Consider the following 16,496-nt stretch of genomic DNA (forward strand, 5'->3'; position numbering starts at 1 on the left):
CCATGAAATGATAAAAACCGCACCAGTTTAGGTGCCCTCATGCGAAACGCGGAGGCGACTATGATAACCGTTATGCGTACCCCCAAAAATGCGAGCTTCAGTATCATACTGTTGCTATTAGCATTATTTGCTGTTGGTTTGGCACGCCCAACCATGGCAGCCGACGACGATGGTAGCTACAGCGATGCCGAGGTGGCACAGCTGATGTCCCCCATCGCCCTATACCCTGATACACTCCTGACGCATGTGTTAATTGCCGCCAGCTATCCGTTAGAAGTTGTGCAAGCACAGCGCTGGCGCAAACAACATAGCAATTGGAGTAACGACCAGCTCACCACCGAAGGCGGTAAACAAGGTTGGGATCCTAGTGTTGTCGCCCTACTTGCGTTTCCAGAAGTGCTAGACAAAATGAGTAACGACCTCGATTGGACCGAAAAAGTCGGTGAAGCGTTTGTCGCCGATGAAGGTCAGGTCATGGATAGTATTCAGGGCTTGCGCCAATCAGCTTACAACGCTGGGAATTTAAAAGATGTTAAAAATATTAAAGTTGAGCAAGATCAGCAACGAATTGTAATTGTTCCATCAAGCCCTAGTGTCGTTTACGTTCCTTACTACGATACTCGATACATTTACGGAGACTGGTATTGGGGGGCATATCCACCCGTATATTGGGATCCATTTCCCGGTTATGTCGTCGCGCCACATAGTCTGTTCTACTGGCGTGGTAGCGGCGTGCATATCTCGTTTAACTTCTTCTTTGGTGGCTTATTCTGGCACGATAGAAGCGTTTGGGTCGACTACCGCCACAGACACACTCGTTATGTGCATGTACGCCGTCACCACACCATGGAAGGTCAACGTTGGGAGCATCGTCCTGAACACCGTCGAGGTATTCACTACCGCTCAACATCACTGAATAAGCGTTATGAACCACGTTTTCACCGTAACCGTGATACACGAGACTTTGAACGGGTACACCGTACAATGAGCACTCACCATTTGCCAAACGCGCGTCATATCGAAGGCCGTAACAGCAAAGTGATACATAGCACAGGTGAACGTCGTGATCTCGCTGAGCGAGAGCACCGTCAACACGATATCAACAATCGCTTGCGAGATCAGCGAGAACCGAATCGTAGCGTAACGCCACATAACCAGTTACGTAGCACGTCATTGCAACCTAAAGCCGCGCCTAAAGTTGATTTTCATCGCGATCGTCAGGGCAATGATAATATGAGCAAGCCCGGTTTCAGAAGCCGTGAATTTAAAACTGAGCGAGCTCAGGCACCGAAAGCAGAACCTATGCGAGTACAACCACGTCAACCAACGATGAACGTACGCAGCGAACGGCCACAGCGCGCACAACGAGAGATCAGTAAGCCAATGCATCATCAGGCGAATCGTTCAACACGCAGCGTGGAACGCCGCAGCCAACCAACGACGCGCGGCAATAATGGCAGTGCCCGACGTCATGAAAACTAATATGTTGCGACATAAAAAAGCCGGGGTGTTCCCCGGCTTTTTTTATGTCAATCTCATCATGACAAAGCGCTAAATCGCCATATCATCATAGAGTTTAATCTGCGTCAGCTCCGCGACTTCTTCTATATAGCGGCGAATACGTTCTGGGAACGCTAAGTCTTTAACAAGCGTCAAATTTCGTAAGCCTGGGAACAGTAAAATATCATCATAGCTGAGCTGATATTGACGTTCAGACGGCAAGCTCACCGAGTCGAGAAGCGGCCAACAATGAGCCAAGCCGTTGATGTAATTTGCAGATTTGGCATAAGCGTCGTCAAAACTCATGCTTATCATTGCCGTTTTGTTTTTGGTATACCAAGCAATGGCCTCCGCTTGCTGAAACTCAGGCATATCTACTTTGACATTACGTGGAAACAGCAAACGGCTACTGTAATAGGATGACTCTTGTAAAAAATGCTGTATCTGCTGGCTAAACACCGCTGGCGCTAGGCTCTTATCACTGGTCAACTTGTCGAGATATGCCACGATATCCAGACTTTCTGCCATAAAACTACCGTCAGCTTTTTCAAGAATAGGCACCATGTTGGCACCGACCATACGAATGCGCGCATCGACATCTTGGTTTTGCAGATAGACCCACTCGACATTCAGACCTTTCCATCCGGTCATCATCATTGCACGTACGCAGTAGGGGCAATGATCAAAAATGAACAGCTTCACTGTGAACTCCTTGCAGTGTTTGGCTAAGTGCTACAGATAAACATATTTGCCCTGCGAATGCACTCATCCCACCGCAAAGAGCGTAACTTCTACGATGCGAATTAGCGCTCACTGCCGATAATCGCTGGCAAGTTGCGAATCTCCAAATGCTGACCAGCACAATCAATAACGTCGAGATCCAATTGCCCAGAAAGCAATTGTGGAGTTTGAGTTGGCAACCACCCAACGCTCTTTGCCGCCAGCTCAATTTTGGGAGTAAATACCCCTTCAACGCAGCCACAAGCCGATAAAATACGCCATTGACGTAGACGACGGCCACGTTGCTCTACGGTTAACTGAACCGATGGCAAAATATGACGTGCACCATCCAACCACAAGCCATTGCCCGGAAACGTTGCCGACAATCCATCTGTGAGACACATACCGGCTCGGCGTCCATTAACGTCCCCATTAAAAATCAGCCAACGCCAAGGTGTCTGACGGGAACTCTGACCGACAAAATAGCCATAACCGGCCGTCATTCTGGACAACACTTGTGGCTCAAAATTCAGCATGAACTCACCGACAGGTGCTAATCCATGATGTTGCTGTTGATATACCCACCCCTGAGGTCTAAGCGCACCACAGCAGCTCACCGGCAAACTCAGTGGTGTCGGCCGTAACTCAGCGTTAAGGCTCAGTGGTAACTTAGCTGCGGCGGCTGCCAATTGCAGTTGCCAATGTCCTTGAAACTTCGCCAGCTTGAGCTCTCCTGCACTGCTCATCCCTTGCCATGCATTTGATGAAAGTGTTGCTCTGCCTTTGAAAAAACGACGCGGAGAGATATCCCGTACTTGCTGTTTAACATGATCAAACAGCAATATTTGTGGCGCTTGCAATGGTGCAGCGACACGACACAGTAGCTGAAACTGTCGATGTTGCAGCATCACGATTTCTAGCTGCCGCTTCAGCCTCAGCCGCCATTGAGTCCCCAATGAGAATGATGCCCCCGGCGCTGTTAGCTGCTTTACCGGGCCATCAAAATAACCAAAATTGGGCTCACCTGCAGTGAATAACTGTTCGGGGGCCATGCGAGTGATGGTTCGTTGCTTAAAGGTGCTTGATGGATTTAGCTCAGTCACAGTCAACTCTCCTGCAAACATGATGAACCCACTCTATCGCGAACCGCTTACGGACAAAAGCCAGCAGCTGAATATTCGCTTGCCAAGCATGGCAGAAGACTGCCCAGCTCAATGAAATCTGTTATGCTGGCCTCTTTGACATCTTGTATGGGCTGTTGTTATGAGACTGTTGTTTGCCTTGCTGACCATCACCGCGCTATTGACTGGTTGCGCCGCTAATTCTCCAAAAACTCTGGTACTTAGTCCCGAAATTCCGCCAGCCACGGCGCAAACCTCATCGCTGATTTCGTTAGCACTTAAAAGTAAAGATATGCGCAGCATTAGCTATGTAGTGCGCTTTATGGACGATGACAAAGTGGAGCGCTTAGTCAATCCTGCTGAGTCACCGCGCATTACACTTGAACGCCTGTTTAATCAGGCATTAGCCAACGCAGGTTACCAAATTGACCCCGCCAGTAGCCGCGATTTCGAAATTGTTGTCGATCAAGTGGTAACCGACGTGGATGAGTCAATGTTGGGATTTGAAGCAAATACCCATTTGATGATGACGGTCAATGCCAGCAATCAAAATCGAACCTTTACTAAACGCTACTCCGCGACTAGCCGTTTGAAAGGCCCGTTTAAAGCGGATTTTGCCAGCTTAGAATTGGACATCAACAAGTTAATCACTCAACTGAGTGGCCAAATCGTGAACGATCCTGAACTGAATCAATTTTTACAGCAATAACAAGGAGACACTGCCGGCACATCACGGTAGTCAACGGAATAATATGAGTAAGTGGTTATTTGCAATCTGTTTTTCTTTAGTCAGTCAGCTAGCCGTTGCTGCGGTCGATATTCAAAAAGACAACCTCTATCCGGTGGTCGAAATGGATACCAGCATGGGCAAAATTGTGATGGAGCTAGATCGTACCCGCGCGCCCATTACCGTCGATAATTTTCTGACCTATGTGGTAAAAGGCGAGTACGACAACACCATTTTCCATCGCGTCATCGCCGACTTTGTGGTGCAAGGTGGCGGACTCGATCCAAACTACAAAGAACGCCCAGAAGGTAAACCGATCTTCAACGAATCAGGAAACGGCTTATCAAATGAAACCGGCACCATCGCGATGGCAAGAGAGAACGATCCGCACTCTGCTATTCGCCAGTTCTATTTCAACGTTGCCGATAATAAGAAGTTAGACCCGTCGTCAAGACGCTGGGGCTATGCGGTATTTGGTGAAGTGACCGAAGGCATGGATGTATTGCAAAAAATGTCACAGGTGCCTACCGGAGAAAACTCAGAATTGCACTGGCAAGATGTCCCATTGACACCGATTATTTTGAAAAAAGCGACTTTGCTCCCAAGAAAATAAACTTAGCGAGCGAATAAGCAAGAGCTGGTTATACTCAGCTTAGTCAACAGGGAACGATAAGATGAACGCCGAAGAATTCATCCAAACTAAAGCACCGCAACTGGCCTTTTTTGGCCACAGTTTTTTCAGAGGCCAATTGCCTTTAGCAGAACTGGAACACTACATTTGGCAGACGCTGGAAGAGTGGCAACAGTACGCTTTTGCGGGCGACGCCCACACCGAACAAGAATCCATTTTTTGGTTTCTCATGCATGAACTGCATCGTTGGCCAGAGCCAGTACTACGCGGTAATCGTTATCTGTCGAGCAAGCTCATTGAATGCTGTGACTATCTTTCGGGACAAGGCTATTTCCCCGAAAATTGTATCGGCATCCGCCCAGCCATCAATATTCAGTCCAAAGGCTCAGCCGCCTGAGACCTATGGCTGCTAGTAGCGCTTGTGTTCCGACGCAGCGCTACTTACTCTAACAATCTCTATTTTAAGATGTAACTTGCCCATGCCCGTTGTTGACAGCATCAAAAATACTCTCGGCGTCTATGCCCACAAACGCGTGCTACTGATGCTGCTGTTTGGTTTTTCCTCTGGTCTGCCGTTGATGTTGGTATTTTCTACGCTGTCATTTTGGTTGCGTGAGGCTGGCGTTGATCGCGCCGCAATTGGCTATTTTAGTTGGGTGGCTCTGATGTACGCCTTCAAATGGGCGTGGGCTCCATTGGTGGATCGATTAAAGTTGCCATTGCTAAGTCGTCTTATGGGGCGGCGTCGCAGTTGGATGCTGCTATCACAAGTGGTGTTGATAGGTGCCATTATCGGTATGGCGAGCAGCGATCCAACTCAAGATTTACATCATTTGGCGGTCTGTGCGCTATTAGTCGCGTTTAGCTCTGCCACCCAAGATATTGTGATTGATGCCTATCGCATTGAATCAGCCCCCGAAGGCATGCAAGCGGCACTCGCCGCAGCGGCGCAAGTTGGCTATCGCAGCGCGATGATCATCGCCACTGCCGGGGCGTTAACCGTGGCAGCGTGGATATCTCCGAATCCCGAGGCATATGATCTTCACAGTTGGCAAGTTGCCTATTGGGCGATGGCCGGTCTGATGGGCATTGGGCTGGTTACCACCCTGTTTGCACGCGAACCTCAAGTTGACACCCGTTCAGCAACGGCGGCTGAAATGGCGCTGCGTAATGAGTTATCGACTCGCTTTCCTAAGCCTTTCGCTTCCATTTTGGCCTGGCTACATGCGGCGGTAGCGATGCCGTTTATCGACTTCTTCAAGCGCTTTGGCAAGCATGCCATTATCATTTTGCTGCTGATTTCCTGTTATCGCATTTCCGATATCGTGATGGGCATTATGGCCAACGTGTTCTACGTCGATATGGGATTTTCTAAAGAGGAGATTGCGACGCTCAGTAAAGTATTTGGCCTGATCATGACCTTGGTCGGCTCAGGTGCTGGCGGGATTATGATTGCGCGTCATGGCACCATGAAAATCCTCTACCTCGGCGCATTTCTAGTGGCGACGACCAATCTCTTGTTCGCCTTACAGGCCTATGTTGGATATAACGTGCCACTGCTGACGCTGGCGATTTCCATCGATAACTTTAGTGGTGGCGTTGCGACGGCGGCGTTTATCGCCTATCTGTCCAGTCTCACCAGCACCGGCTACAGTGCCACTCAGTACGCCTTACTATCGTCAATTATGCTACTGTTCCCGAAATTTATTGCGGGCTTTTCCGGCGAATGGGTTAATGCCTTTGGTTATGTGAACTTCTTTATCAGCGCCAGCATTATTGGGCTGCCGGTCTTGCTGTTGGTGAAACTCGCCAGCCGCGCCCAAGCATTACACACGGCAGAGCTCACCGACGCGGCAACAAAGCCAAGCGATGCCAATGATTAAGCTCTGAGCTCAAGATTAGGTCATAAAAAAGCTGCCAATCGGCAGCTTTTTTCTTTTTACTTAATGCCCCCAAGGGCATCAATCACGGAAGTTGTTAAATTGAAACGCTTGGTCCATATCGGCGTTACGCACCAGCGACATCACCGCTTGTAAGTCATCGCGCTTCTTCCCCGTCACTCGCAACGAATCGCCCTGGATCTGCGCTTGCACTTTCACCTTGCTGTCCTTGATCATTTTCACCAGCTTTTTAGCTGTATCCGCTTCAATTCCCTGCTTAAATCTTACTTTTTGCGCGAAGGTTTTGCCGGTGTGCACAATTTTGTCGTCGAGCTCCATGGCTTTAGGATCAACATTTCGTTTGCTCAACTGGCCACGCAGAATGTCGACCATCTGCTTACATTGGAAATCAGATTCAGCAGCGAGGGTGACCACTAAATCTTTGTACTCAACTGAAAACTCTTTACCGCGAAAATCAAAGCGAGTGTCCAGTTCACGCTTGCTGTTATCCACTGCATTACGCAGTTCCACCGCATCGACTTCCGACACAATATCAAATGATGGCATGAGTGCCTGTCCTAAATTCTGTGAAATCCTGCAAGAGATTTTACCCCAACTTGACCCATTGCTGAACTCGATAAAGTTTACGGATGACAGCTTTCTAAGGTTTGCCTATTATGTGGATTCAACCAATAACAACTAGATTTTATCTTGATTAATAAGCCCCTACTGTTCAAATTTACCTTTCTGTTGGCTGTCATAGTGGTGAGCTATTTGGTTTTTTCCAAACCCAGCTATCCGCAAAATATTCCCGGCATGGATAAGGTTGGCCACGTCGGCAGCTTCTTTGGTCTTACCTTACTGGCCTATTTTGCCTTCAGACCACGTTGGTACTTAGTGTTTATTGCCACAGCATGCTACGGCGCGCTAATCGAGGTGGTACAGTCTTATTTGCCCTATCGCAGCGCCGATTACCATGATTTTATTGCCGATATGTGCGGCGTAGTGTTGTTCTATCTGCTACTGTTCCTGTCACGCTTATGCTACAAAACATGGAACCGTTCATCGCGATGAAAATTGCCATTCTCGGTGCTGGCGCAATTGGTCAACTGCTAGCCCATCAACTTGCCACAGCCGGTAGCAAACCCGTATTGTTGGTTAAGGCTAACCAAGTCGAGGTCGACACGCCGTTTGTCATAGAGCAACAAGATGGCCGCAAATTGCGACATTTTGAAAGTTATTGTGTGACTGACGCGCAATTGCCTGAAGTGGAACTGGTGATCGTGACACTGAAAGCCTACCAAGTCACAGCGGCGCTGATGGCATGGTTACCTAAATTGCCGAAACAGTGTCATATTTTGCTGCTGCATAATGGCATTGGCACTCACCTTGAATTGGCATCAAGATTAGCGCACCATGGCTTATCGCTGGGCACTACCAGCCAAGCCGCATTAAAAATTACGCCACATACCATCAAACAAACGGGCACTGGCATTACCCAATTTGGTCATTATTGTGGCACGCCCATCTCTGACGAACTGCAGCAGTTGCTATTAACGGCTATTCCTGACAGCTGCCAAGTGGAGCATATTCTGACCGCGTTATGGCACAAACTGGCCATTAATGCGGTAATCAATCCGCTCACAGCGATTGAGGATATCCCTAATGGCGCCTTAGCCGCGGAGAAATACCAATACACCATCAGCGCGATCTTGGCGGAGTTAATGCAGGTCGCCGAATTAGAAGGTATCGAGTTGGATGGACAGTTTATCGCAGGGCGCGTTAAACAAGTCATTGAGTTGACCGCTGATAACTATTCCTCCATGCACCAAGATGTTGCCTTTCAACGCCCTACTGAAATCGACTATATCAATGGTTATCTGGTCAAACGCGCTCAAGCTCACGGCATTCAGTTATTTCACAACCAACAACTGTGGCAGCAAATTCAGCAGTTGAGTCAGCACTAACCTGCTGATTTTACTTAATTCCACAGTACTAGAATCGCCGCTAATGCAATCAGCACCAAGCCACTCATATCTTTGACTTTCACAGGTTGTTTGAGCCAGAAGAAAGATATCAGCATCATAAAGAAGACTTCGACCTGCCCCAGCGTTTTCACATAAGGCACGGCGGTTAACGACATCGCACTAAACCAGCCAAACGAGCCAAGAAAACTGCTGACACTGGTGGCTACCGTAAGTTTTGGTCGCTGCCACAGCGCCTGTAACGTCGGCTTATCTTTCAGCCACAACCATGTAAGCAGTATGATTGTCTGTATCGTAATCACTAATGCCAACACCCAGGCGGCGCGATGCGGGAATGGTAACGCAAGATTAAGGCTCGCCTCACGCACCCACAAAGACGTTAACGCAAAACTGGCTCCACTGGCTAAGCCGATCACAATTGTTCGCCAAGACAAGCTGCGTAGCGCACTGCCAGCGCTCAATAGAAATACTGCGAACGTTCCCAGTAACACGCCTAACCACCCTAACGCCGTCAGCGTAGTACCGAAAAACATTACCCCTAAAATTGCCGCCACTAAGGCTTCACTTTTCGCCAGCCCGGCGCCAACTGCAAAATTTTTCAGTTTAAAAAGCTGCACCATAAGCGCAGTCGCCACTATCTGCATGATGGCGGCACCGAGGATAAACAATCCCCCCTTGCCCCACAGCTGCGGTAACGCCGCGGGTTGCCAGAGGTAAAGCGCACCAAGATAGAGCCAAGCTAACGGGCCTGCATACAGAAATCGCGCTAAGGTCACACCAGCGGTTTTGACATCACGACTCAACTGACTTTGAAAGGCGTTACGCCATGCCTGCATAAATGCAGCGAACAGGGTAAAGAAAATCCACATGAATTGGCTTCCACAAACAACAACGCTCGGCGAAAAACCGAGCGTTGCAGCATAACACACGCACTTACGAGTGCGGTCGTTATTATTTACTGGTGTCTAATGCAGGGAATGATTTAACCAAATCATCCACCGCTTTCATCTGCGTCAGATAACCTTCCAACTGGTGCAGCGGCAATGCACATGGGCCATCGCATTTTGCTTGGTCTGGATTAGGGTGCGCTTCAATAAACAGTCCCGCCAGACCTAATGCCATGCCTGAGCGTGCCAGTTCAGTCGCTTGCGCACGACGGCCACCGGCTGAATCTTCACGGCCCCCCGGACGTTGCAACGCGTGGGTCGCATCAAAAATCACTGGATACCCGCTTTGCTTCATCTCATCCATACCGAGCATATCAACCACAAGGTTGTTGTAACCAAAGCAGCTGCCACGCTCACAGAGAATGATTTCATCATTACCCGCTTCGTTGAACTTCTTGATGATGTGGCGCATTTCGTGCGGCGCCAAAAACTGCGGCTTTTTGACGTTGATAATGGCACCGGTTTGCGCCATTGCCACCACCAAGTCAGTTTGGCGGGCCAAGAATGCTGGCAACTGAATGATATCGACTACTTCAGCCACTGGCGCACATTGATACGGCTCGTGCACGTCGGTGATCAGCGGCAGGTTAAAGGTATCTTTGATCTCTTGAAAGATTTTCAACCCTTCTTCCATGCCGGGGCCGCGATAAGAGTTCACCGATGAACGGTTAGCTTTATCGAATGACGCCTTAAACACGTATGGAATACCCAGTTTAGTGGTCACTTCAGCGTAGGTTTCGGCAATCTGCATCGCTAAATCGCGTGATTCCAACACGTTCATACCGCCAAACAATACGAATGGCTTGTTGTTGGCAATTTCAATATTGCCGAGTTTGATGCTTTTCATCGTTGTTAATCTCTCTCATCATGCCGCCAGCGCAGCATTGTATTTGAAACATGTTAACTGAAATTAGTTACCGACGACCTGCAGAAGTTGGCCACAGAGCCACGCCATATAAGTCCCCACGGCATAACCAAATACCGCCAGCAATACACCGACTGGCGCCAGTGCTGGGTGGAATGCTGCCGCGACGACTGGTGCAGATGCCGCGCCGCCAACGTTAGCTTGGCTGCCGACTGCCATATAAAACAGCGGCGCGCGAATAAGTTTAGCCACCAGTAACATCAAGCCCGCATGGACAATCATCCACATAATGCCAAGGAAGAAATACTCTGGCGTTTCCAAAATCTTGGTGACATCCATATGCAGGCCAATGGTCGCCACCAGAATATACAGATACGCCGAACCCACTTTCGAGGCGCCCGCCGCTTCTAAATGACGCGCCGGCGTAAATGACATCACCAAGCCTATGGTCGTCACAATCACCACCAGCCAGAAGAATGATGAGGTCAGGCTATATTTTTCGGTCCACGGATAGTGCTCTGTGAAGAAGGGTGCCAGCCAGTCAGCACAGAAATGGGCGATACCAGTCACGCCAAAACCGACGGCGACAATCAACATCAGATCGCGCAGGCTCGGAATACGCGCATTTTCAGCGTGGTACTTTTCCACTTTGTGGCGCAGGCTATCAATCGCCGAGGTATCGGCGCCAGTGGCAGTATCAATCTTCTTGGCGTTCGAGGCCAAAAACAGCAGCACCGCCATCCAGATATTGGCCACAATCACATCCACGGTCACCATCACCGAGAAGATATCGCCACCGACTTCATAGACTTCTTTCATTGCCGCTTGGTTGGCACCGCCACCAATCCAGCTGCCCGCCAGCGTGGTCATGCCGCGCCATACCGCATCAGGGCCGTGGTTGCCGGTCATGCTTGGGTCAATCGCTGACATGATCAGCAGCGCAATCGGCCCACCAATCACAATGCCAACCGTCCCGGTTAAAAACATCGCCAGCGCTTTCGGGCCAAGACTCAAAATCGCTTTCAGATCGACACTTAAAATCAGCAGCACCAAACACGCCGGCAGCAGATAACGCGACGCCACAAAATACAGTTTTGAGGCGTGACCATCGACAATGCCAAAGGTGTTTAACAATGAAGGAATGAAGTAACACAGCAGCAGCGCCGGAATAAAGCGATAGAACTTTTGCCAGAATGGATGGCTACTGCTGTTGGTGTAGAAAACAAATCCTAATATGGCGGCCAGCAAGCCCAGCGCCGTAGCGTCGTTGGTAACCAGAGCGGTCGTCATAAATAAGGGGTCTCCCTGAAGTTATGCCCTATGTTGTGTTACGTGTATCAATGGAACGTTTGCGACTCTTCTCCAAGCTCGCGCAGCTGCATTTTGACCAGTTCCACCATAGGGTCGTGCGGATTATTATCGATAAAAAATTGTAAGTCGGCGGTCGCGACTTGGATGGCACCGAGTTGGTGCGCGATAAATGCCCGTTCACGATGTAGGTTAAGTTCGTCTGGATACCAGTCCAGCATTAAATTACAGCACTCGAGAGCGGCTTCAAACTCATGTGCCAATACGCAAGCGGCTTTCAATTCACTCATCATACGCATCAAAATGAGTTTATTGCAGCCGGGCTTGAGATAACGCGCTTTAAAAGGTGCGGCATTACCTAGCTCACCTTTTACCAAGGCATGCAAATCGTGACGCGTCAGAAAACGGCCAGTAAGCGGATCGATATAACGAAACTCCCCCGCCAGCGAACAGGCAATGACGGTAGTGCCTGGTAATAACAACAGCTCCATGTGCAGATCGAGCTGCCGCGCCAGCAACATCAGCGCAGTGGCTAAGGTGGTGGAGTTACCCCGACGCTGCATAAAACACATGCCTAAGTCAGCCGCCGCAATTGAGAAATACTGCTCATCAGCTTGAAAGCCACGTTCTTCATAAAAGAAGCGCAACAGCGCTTGTAAGCGTTGCGCTTCATCAGCCAGATAATGACTTAACACCGCACCGGATAACTCAAACCATGCCCACTGAGCCTGCTTCACCGAGTTAAATCCCAGGTGCTCAACCAGCTCAAATGCGCTATCTGGCAAGGTCAACGACTTGTCATTAAAGGAAAATTTTTGCATCACTTAGAAAAATACCACTCGTTTAAGAACTGCTAACTTCGCTGCAAATACCAACCAGCCCAGCGCACCAACAAAGGCAAAAATACGGAACATGGTGCCGCGGTTAGCTTTCATCGCAAGCGCCGCTAGCAGAATATATGCAATCACTGCCACCAGCTTTTCCGTCAACCAACCGTCAACGAAAGGATATTGGCTGATGATAATGCTCAGCGAAATACCGGATAACAACAGCAGCGTATCAACGGCATGTGGCAAAATGCGTAACCATTTCTTTTGCAGTAACGCCGAGCCCTTAAGCTTCATGCCAAAACGCGCAATAAATAACATCACACTTAAGCCAATCATCATTAGGTGAAAATGCTTAACTGCGGTGTAAACCGTATACATATTATCCATGAAATTTCGCCGTTTTGATCAAAGGCGACAGTGTAACCTATGGCAGCGTGGCTCTCCAACCGGATAGCGAAGAAGCACGGCGCCATAGTTATGAAGTGGGGATAAAAGCAGCAACTTTCAAGCTGATGTGTGGTGCTAGCCTAACCACACACCCAATGAACAACGTTCGTTGGAACCAAAATCGCGCACAGTGGCGACATTTTGATAGCCCAGCTGTTGCAGCTCTGCACGTACGGTTGGCCCTTGGGTATAACCATGTTCCAACAAAATGTAACCGCCTTGATGCAGATATTGGCGCGCATGATCGGCAATAAAGAACAGATCGGCAAAACCATCATTGGCCGCGGTCAATGCTGAGCGCGGTTCAAAGCGCACATCGCCCGCATCTAGGTGCTCATCAGCTTCCGCAATATACGGCGGATTCGACACAATCAGATGAAACTTGCGACCACTAACGGCGCTAAACCAGTCACTTTGCAAGATCTCGACTTGCGGTAACTTAAGCCGCTCGCGATTGGATTTGGCAAGCTCAACAGCATCTGTCACTTTGTCGACAGCCGTCATCTGCCATTGCGGCCGTTCATGGGCTAATGCCAATGCAATCGCACCAGTACCAGTGCCCAAATCAAGCGCTTGGGTATCGGCATCAAGGTTCAGGTTGAGCGCCGTTTCGACCAAAATCTCAGTATCTGCGCGGGGGATCAAGGTGGAATCATTGACAATAAATGGCAGTGACCAAAACTCACGTTCGCCAAGAATATGCGCCACTGGCGTCCCCTGAGCACGGCGAGCAACAAGCGCTTCAAACTGACGCTGCTGCTCTTCACTAAGTTGGCGTTCCGGCCAGCTATAGATGAAACTGCGCGCTTTGCCGATACAATGCAACAGCAGGACTTCAGCATCAATTTGTGCTGATTCAGAGCTAGGCGCCAATTGTTCAACCGCCCATTTTACGGCATCGGCAATCGTGAGTCTGTGCATGGATATCACTCCTTACTCAGCAGCAAGTGCGGCGAGTTGATCCGCCTGATACTCCTGAATCAATGGATCAATGAGTTGATCCAAGTCGCCTTCCATAATTTCATTGAGGCGATACAGCGTGAGATTGATACGGTGTTCACTACAACGTCCTTGCGGAAAGTTATAGGTACGAATACGTTCGGAACGGTCACCACTGCCCACCAACGAACGGCGCGTGGATTCCTCGGCGCTGCGGCGTTTTTCATCTTCAGCCGCTTGCAAACGTGCCGCCAACACACTCAAAGCACGTGCCTTGTTCTTGTGTTGCGAACGTTCATCCTGACATTCCACCACTAAACCAGTTGGCAAGTGGGTAATCCGGATAGCTGAATCGGTTTTGTTGACGTGCTGACCACCTGCTCCCGAAGAGCGGAAGGTGTCGATACGCAGATCGGCAGGGTTGATTTCTACCGCAGCGGCTTCTGGTACTTCGTGCAGAATCGCCACAGTACAGGCTGAGGTGTGTACCCGACCTTGAGATTCGGTTTCGGGCACGCGTTGTACGCGGTGACCACCTGACTCAAACTTGAGTCGGCCATAAACGCCATCGCCCACCACACGGGCAATCACTTCTTTAAAGCCACCGTGTTCGCCTTCGTTAGCGCTGACCACTTCAACTTGCCAACGGCGCGCTTCAGCATAACGGCTATACATGCGGAACAGATCACCCGCGAAAATCGCCGCTTCATCGCCACCGGCACCGGCGCGAATTTCCAAAAAGGCGTTGGTTTCGTCGTTAGGATCTTTAGGCAGCAACAGGATTTGCAGCTCGCCTTCCAGACGTTCAAGCGTCTGTTTAGCGGATTTCAACTCGTCCTGAGCCATCTCTTTCAGCTCAGGATCATCTTCATGCAGCATCTCTTCAGCGGTTTCTAAGTCAGCTTGCGCTTGCTTAAATGCGCTAAAACCTTTCACTACATCTTCGAGTTGTGCATATTCTTTGGACAGACCACGAAATCTGTCTTGATCGGAGATCACGCTGGCATCGCTCAGCAATGCCTGCACTTCTTCATAACGCTCCACCAAGCCTTCCAGCTTGCGGATGACGGAATCCTTCATTTAGCTCGCTAACCTTAGTTTTTATCCAAGCCGAGCGCGGTTCTTAGTTGTCCAAGTGCATTGAGATCGCCGTGGCGACTGGCTACGGCTAACGCTTGCGTTGGTGCATGGATCAGCTTGTTCGTCAGGCGATTCGCCAATTCACGAAGCACTTCCTCTGCATCACCACCCTGCGTTAATTTATGCAGTGCCCTTTCTAACAGTTCATCTTTGATATCGTTTGAGTGAGTACGATATTCACGAATACTGTCGACAGACTCCAGCGAGCGAATCCACTCCATAAAGTGGTGTGATTGCTCTTCGGTAATAAGTTCCGCTTGTTCGGCGGCTTCACGGCGTGAAGCCATATTCTGTTCCACGATGCTTTGCAGATCGTCCACGGTGTACAGATAAGCGTCATCTAAATCGGCGACTTCTGCTTCTATATCCCGAGGTACCGCAATATCAACCAACAACATAGGTTGATGGCGGCGCTGCTTCAGCGCTTTTTCCACCATGCCTTTACCAAGTATCGGCAGTGGGCTGGCGGTAGAGGATATCACGATATCGGCTTTTGACAGATAGTCTGGGATCTGTTCGAGCGTAATTGCGCGTGCGTTGAACTCTTCGCACATGGCTTCGGCACGTGAAAGTGTACGGTTTGCCACCACCATAGAGGCCACGCCATTCTCTTTTAAGTGACGCGCCACTAATTCGATGGTCTCACCCGCACCAATTAGCAATACCTTAGTGTTGCTCAGAGCGGAGAAGATCTGTTTCGCCATCACCACCGCGGCGAACGCCACCGACACGGCTGCTGAGCCGATTTCGGTTTCGGTGCGGACTTTTTTGGCAACGGAGAAGGTATTCTGGAATAAGCGATCCATGGTCGCGGCCACAGTGCCGGACTCTTTCGCTTTGGAAAAGGCTTGCTTAACCTGACCTAAAATCTGTGGCTCACCCAATACCAGCGAATCCAACCCTGATGCTACGCGCATCAAATGTTGAACGGCTTTCTGCCCTTCATGCTGATAAAGACAAGGCGCAACATCGTCATGGTTGAGCGCATGATACTGTTCTAACCATTCGACGACATGCTGAGCATTGTCTGTGTTGCAGTACAGTTCTGTTCTGTTGCAGGTAGACACAATCACTGCTTCGCCACTGCCGGTTTTACCAGCAAGACTTTTCATCGCATCGTGAATTCTGTCTGGGGAAAAGGCGACTTTCTCGCGCAAGTCAACAGTGGCAGTTCTGTGGTTAATACCAATTGCTACTAGGCTCATCTGACTCGTTCTGGACTCTTGGCGTCATTCTATGTGTATGCGGTTATTCTACTTAATCGACAAAACTAAAAACAGAATACGCTTAACAAAACCGAATAAAGGTAAAAAAAGTGTCGTAAGGTCTACTTATCTTGTTTATTTACCAATACTTGTTCAATTTACGCTCAATAACAGCAAACGCTGATAGAGCCGCATTTAGACACATGTTGTCTCCTAACGCAAAGGGCTCGTATCATAGTAGCCACCAAATG

At 49.4% G+C, this 16,496-nt stretch carries 18 protein-coding genes; 7 read left to right on the forward strand and 11 right to left on the reverse strand.

Features of this window, described 5'->3' with window-relative positions:
* Nucleotides 1-60 precede the first annotated feature (60 nt).
* Complete coding sequence (locus HR45_RS15955) at nt 61-1,482, forward strand: DUF3300 domain-containing protein (RefSeq protein ID WP_052074800.1); 1,422 nt, start codon at nt 61-63, stop codon at nt 1,480-1,482.
* Between the two features lie 69 nt (nt 1,483-1,551).
* Here the strand turns inward: HR45_RS15955 and grxB are convergent, their stop codons facing one another.
* Together grxB and HR45_RS15965 are read right to left on the reverse strand one after the other, a co-directional pair.
* Entirely contained in the window at nt 1,552-2,202 is a 651-nt protein-coding gene (gene grxB / locus HR45_RS15960; protein WP_037444952.1) for a glutaredoxin 2, read from the reverse strand.
* 101 nt (nt 2,203-2,303) lie between these two features.
* Nucleotides 2,304-3,323 (reverse strand): DUF2804 family protein, encoded by a 1,020-nt coding sequence (locus HR45_RS15965; RefSeq protein ID WP_162180663.1) that lies wholly within the window; start codon nt 3,321-3,323, stop codon nt 2,304-2,306.
* A 160-nt stretch (nt 3,324-3,483) separates the two neighbouring features.
* Here HR45_RS15965 and HR45_RS15970 point away from each other — a divergent pair, with 160 nt between their 5' ends.
* From HR45_RS15970 to HR45_RS15985, 4 genes are all read left to right on the forward strand, one after another.
* Nucleotides 3,484-4,050 (forward strand): YajG family lipoprotein, encoded by a 567-nt coding sequence (locus tag HR45_RS15970; protein WP_037444955.1) that lies wholly within the window; start codon nt 3,484-3,486, stop codon nt 4,048-4,050.
* A 43-nt stretch (nt 4,051-4,093) separates the two neighbouring features.
* Complete coding sequence (locus HR45_RS15975; protein ID WP_037444957.1) at nt 4,094-4,681, forward strand: peptidylprolyl isomerase; 588 nt, start codon at nt 4,094-4,096, stop codon at nt 4,679-4,681.
* A gap of 61 nt (nt 4,682-4,742) precedes the next feature.
* A complete protein-coding gene (locus HR45_RS15980; RefSeq protein ID WP_037444959.1) occupies nt 4,743-5,096 on the forward strand; it encodes a hypothetical protein in 354 nt (117 codons plus the stop codon).
* Nucleotides 5,097-5,178: 82 nt separating this feature from the next.
* Nucleotides 5,179-6,582 carry an AmpG family muropeptide MFS transporter gene (locus HR45_RS15985; RefSeq protein WP_037444962.1) on the forward strand — a complete coding sequence of 468 codons (1,404 nt, stop codon included), beginning with the start codon at nt 5,179-5,181 and terminating at the stop codon, nt 6,580-6,582.
* 78 nt (nt 6,583-6,660) lie between these two features.
* Here HR45_RS15985 and HR45_RS15990 read toward each other — a convergent pair whose 3' ends face one another.
* Nucleotides 6,661-7,146 carry a YajQ family cyclic di-GMP-binding protein gene (locus HR45_RS15990; RefSeq protein WP_037444964.1) on the reverse strand — a complete coding sequence of 162 codons (486 nt, stop codon included), beginning with the start codon at nt 7,144-7,146 and terminating at the stop codon, nt 6,661-6,663.
* Nucleotides 7,147-7,290: 144 nt separating this feature from the next.
* Between HR45_RS15990 and HR45_RS15995 the strand changes: the two genes are divergently transcribed.
* Both HR45_RS15995 and HR45_RS16000 read left to right on the forward strand, forming a co-directional pair.
* Entirely contained in the window at nt 7,291-7,653 is a 363-nt protein-coding gene (locus HR45_RS15995) for a VanZ family protein (RefSeq protein ID WP_037444972.1), read from the forward strand.
* Nucleotides 7,632-8,546: a ketopantoate reductase family protein gene (locus tag HR45_RS16000; RefSeq protein ID WP_037444975.1), complete on the forward strand. Its 915-nt coding sequence runs from the start codon at nt 7,632-7,634 to the stop codon at nt 8,544-8,546. The genes HR45_RS15995 and HR45_RS16000 overlap by 22 nt, the downstream gene beginning before the upstream one ends.
* A 14-nt stretch (nt 8,547-8,560) precedes the next feature.
* Here HR45_RS16000 and HR45_RS16005 read toward each other — a convergent pair whose 3' ends face one another.
* From HR45_RS16005 to hemA, 8 genes are all read right to left on the reverse strand, one after another.
* Nucleotides 8,561-9,433, reverse strand: coding sequence for a DMT family transporter (locus tag HR45_RS16005; protein ID WP_037444981.1), 873 nt, complete (start codon nt 9,431-9,433; stop codon nt 8,561-8,563).
* 82 nt (nt 9,434-9,515) lie between these two features.
* Entirely contained in the window at nt 9,516-10,358 is an 843-nt protein-coding gene (kdsA, locus tag HR45_RS16010) for a 3-deoxy-8-phosphooctulonate synthase (protein WP_037444983.1), read from the reverse strand.
* A gap of 63 nt (nt 10,359-10,421) precedes the next feature.
* A complete protein-coding gene (locus HR45_RS16015; RefSeq protein WP_037444985.1) occupies nt 10,422-11,666 on the reverse strand; it encodes a DUF819 family protein in 1,245 nt (414 codons plus the stop codon).
* A 47-nt stretch (nt 11,667-11,713) separates the two neighbouring features.
* On the reverse strand, nt 11,714-12,505 hold the full coding sequence (locus HR45_RS16020; RefSeq protein ID WP_037444988.1) for a transglutaminase family protein: 792 nt from the start codon (nt 12,503-12,505) through the stop codon (nt 11,714-11,716).
* 3 nt (nt 12,506-12,508) lie between these two features.
* Nucleotides 12,509-12,901, reverse strand: coding sequence for a SirB2 family protein (locus tag HR45_RS16025; protein WP_037444991.1), 393 nt, complete (start codon nt 12,899-12,901; stop codon nt 12,509-12,511).
* A gap of 135 nt (nt 12,902-13,036) precedes the next feature.
* A complete protein-coding gene (gene prmC / locus HR45_RS16030) occupies nt 13,037-13,882 on the reverse strand; it encodes a peptide chain release factor N(5)-glutamine methyltransferase (RefSeq protein ID WP_037444994.1) in 846 nt (281 codons plus the stop codon).
* A 12-nt stretch (nt 13,883-13,894) separates the two neighbouring features.
* On the reverse strand, nt 13,895-14,980 hold the full coding sequence (prfA, locus tag HR45_RS16035; protein WP_037444998.1) for a peptide chain release factor 1: 1,086 nt from the start codon (nt 14,978-14,980) through the stop codon (nt 13,895-13,897).
* 14 nt (nt 14,981-14,994) lie between these two features.
* The gene (hemA, locus tag HR45_RS16040) at nt 14,995-16,245 is read right to left on the reverse strand and encodes a glutamyl-tRNA reductase (protein ID WP_037445000.1); all 1,251 of its coding nucleotides are present in this window, start codon (nt 16,243-16,245) and stop codon (nt 14,995-14,997) included.
* Nucleotides 16,246-16,496: the final 251 nt, after the last annotated feature.

The sequence above is a fragment of the Shewanella mangrovi genome, from assembly GCF_000753795.1.
GTDB lineage: Bacteria > Pseudomonadota > Gammaproteobacteria > Enterobacterales > Shewanellaceae > Shewanella > Shewanella mangrovi.

Coding starts and splice junctions, on each gene's coding strand:
- HR45_RS15955 (WP_052074800.1), top strand. CDS start 61: ATGATAACCGTTATGCGTACCCCCAAAAATGCGAGCTTCAGTATCATA.
- HR45_RS15970 (WP_037444955.1), top strand. CDS start 3,484: ATGAGACTGTTGTTTGCCTTGCTGACCATCACCGCGCTATTGACTGGT.
- HR45_RS15975 (WP_037444957.1), top strand. CDS start 4,094: ATGAGTAAGTGGTTATTTGCAATCTGTTTTTCTTTAGTCAGTCAGCTA.
- HR45_RS15980 (WP_037444959.1), top strand. CDS start 4,743: ATGAACGCCGAAGAATTCATCCAAACTAAAGCACCGCAACTGGCCTTT.
- HR45_RS15985 (WP_037444962.1), top strand. CDS start 5,179: ATGCCCGTTGTTGACAGCATCAAAAATACTCTCGGCGTCTATGCCCAC.
- HR45_RS15990 (WP_037444964.1), bottom strand. CDS start 7,146: ATGCCATCATTTGATATTGTGTCGGAAGTCGATGCGGTGGAACTGCGT.
- HR45_RS16000 (WP_037444975.1), top strand. CDS start 7,632: ATGGAACCGTTCATCGCGATGAAAATTGCCATTCTCGGTGCTGGCGCA.
- HR45_RS16005 (WP_037444981.1), bottom strand. CDS start 9,433: ATGTGGATTTTCTTTACCCTGTTCGCTGCATTTATGCAGGCATGGCGT.
- kdsA (WP_037444983.1), bottom strand. CDS start 10,358: ATGAAAAGCATCAAACTCGGCAATATTGAAATTGCCAACAACAAGCCA.
- HR45_RS16015 (WP_037444985.1), bottom strand. CDS start 11,666: ATGACGACCGCTCTGGTTACCAACGACGCTACGGCGCTGGGCTTGCTG.
- HR45_RS16020 (WP_037444988.1), bottom strand. CDS start 12,505: ATGCAAAAATTTTCCTTTAATGACAAGTCGTTGACCTTGCCAGATAGC.
- HR45_RS16025 (WP_037444991.1), bottom strand. CDS start 12,901: ATGGATAATATGTATACGGTTTACACCGCAGTTAAGCATTTTCACCTA.
- prmC (WP_037444994.1), bottom strand. CDS start 13,882: ATGCACAGACTCACGATTGCCGATGCCGTAAAATGGGCGGTTGAACAA.
- prfA (WP_037444998.1), bottom strand. CDS start 14,980: ATGAAGGATTCCGTCATCCGCAAGCTGGAAGGCTTGGTGGAGCGTTAT.
- hemA (WP_037445000.1), bottom strand. CDS start 16,245: ATGAGCCTAGTAGCAATTGGTATTAACCACAGAACTGCCACTGTTGAC.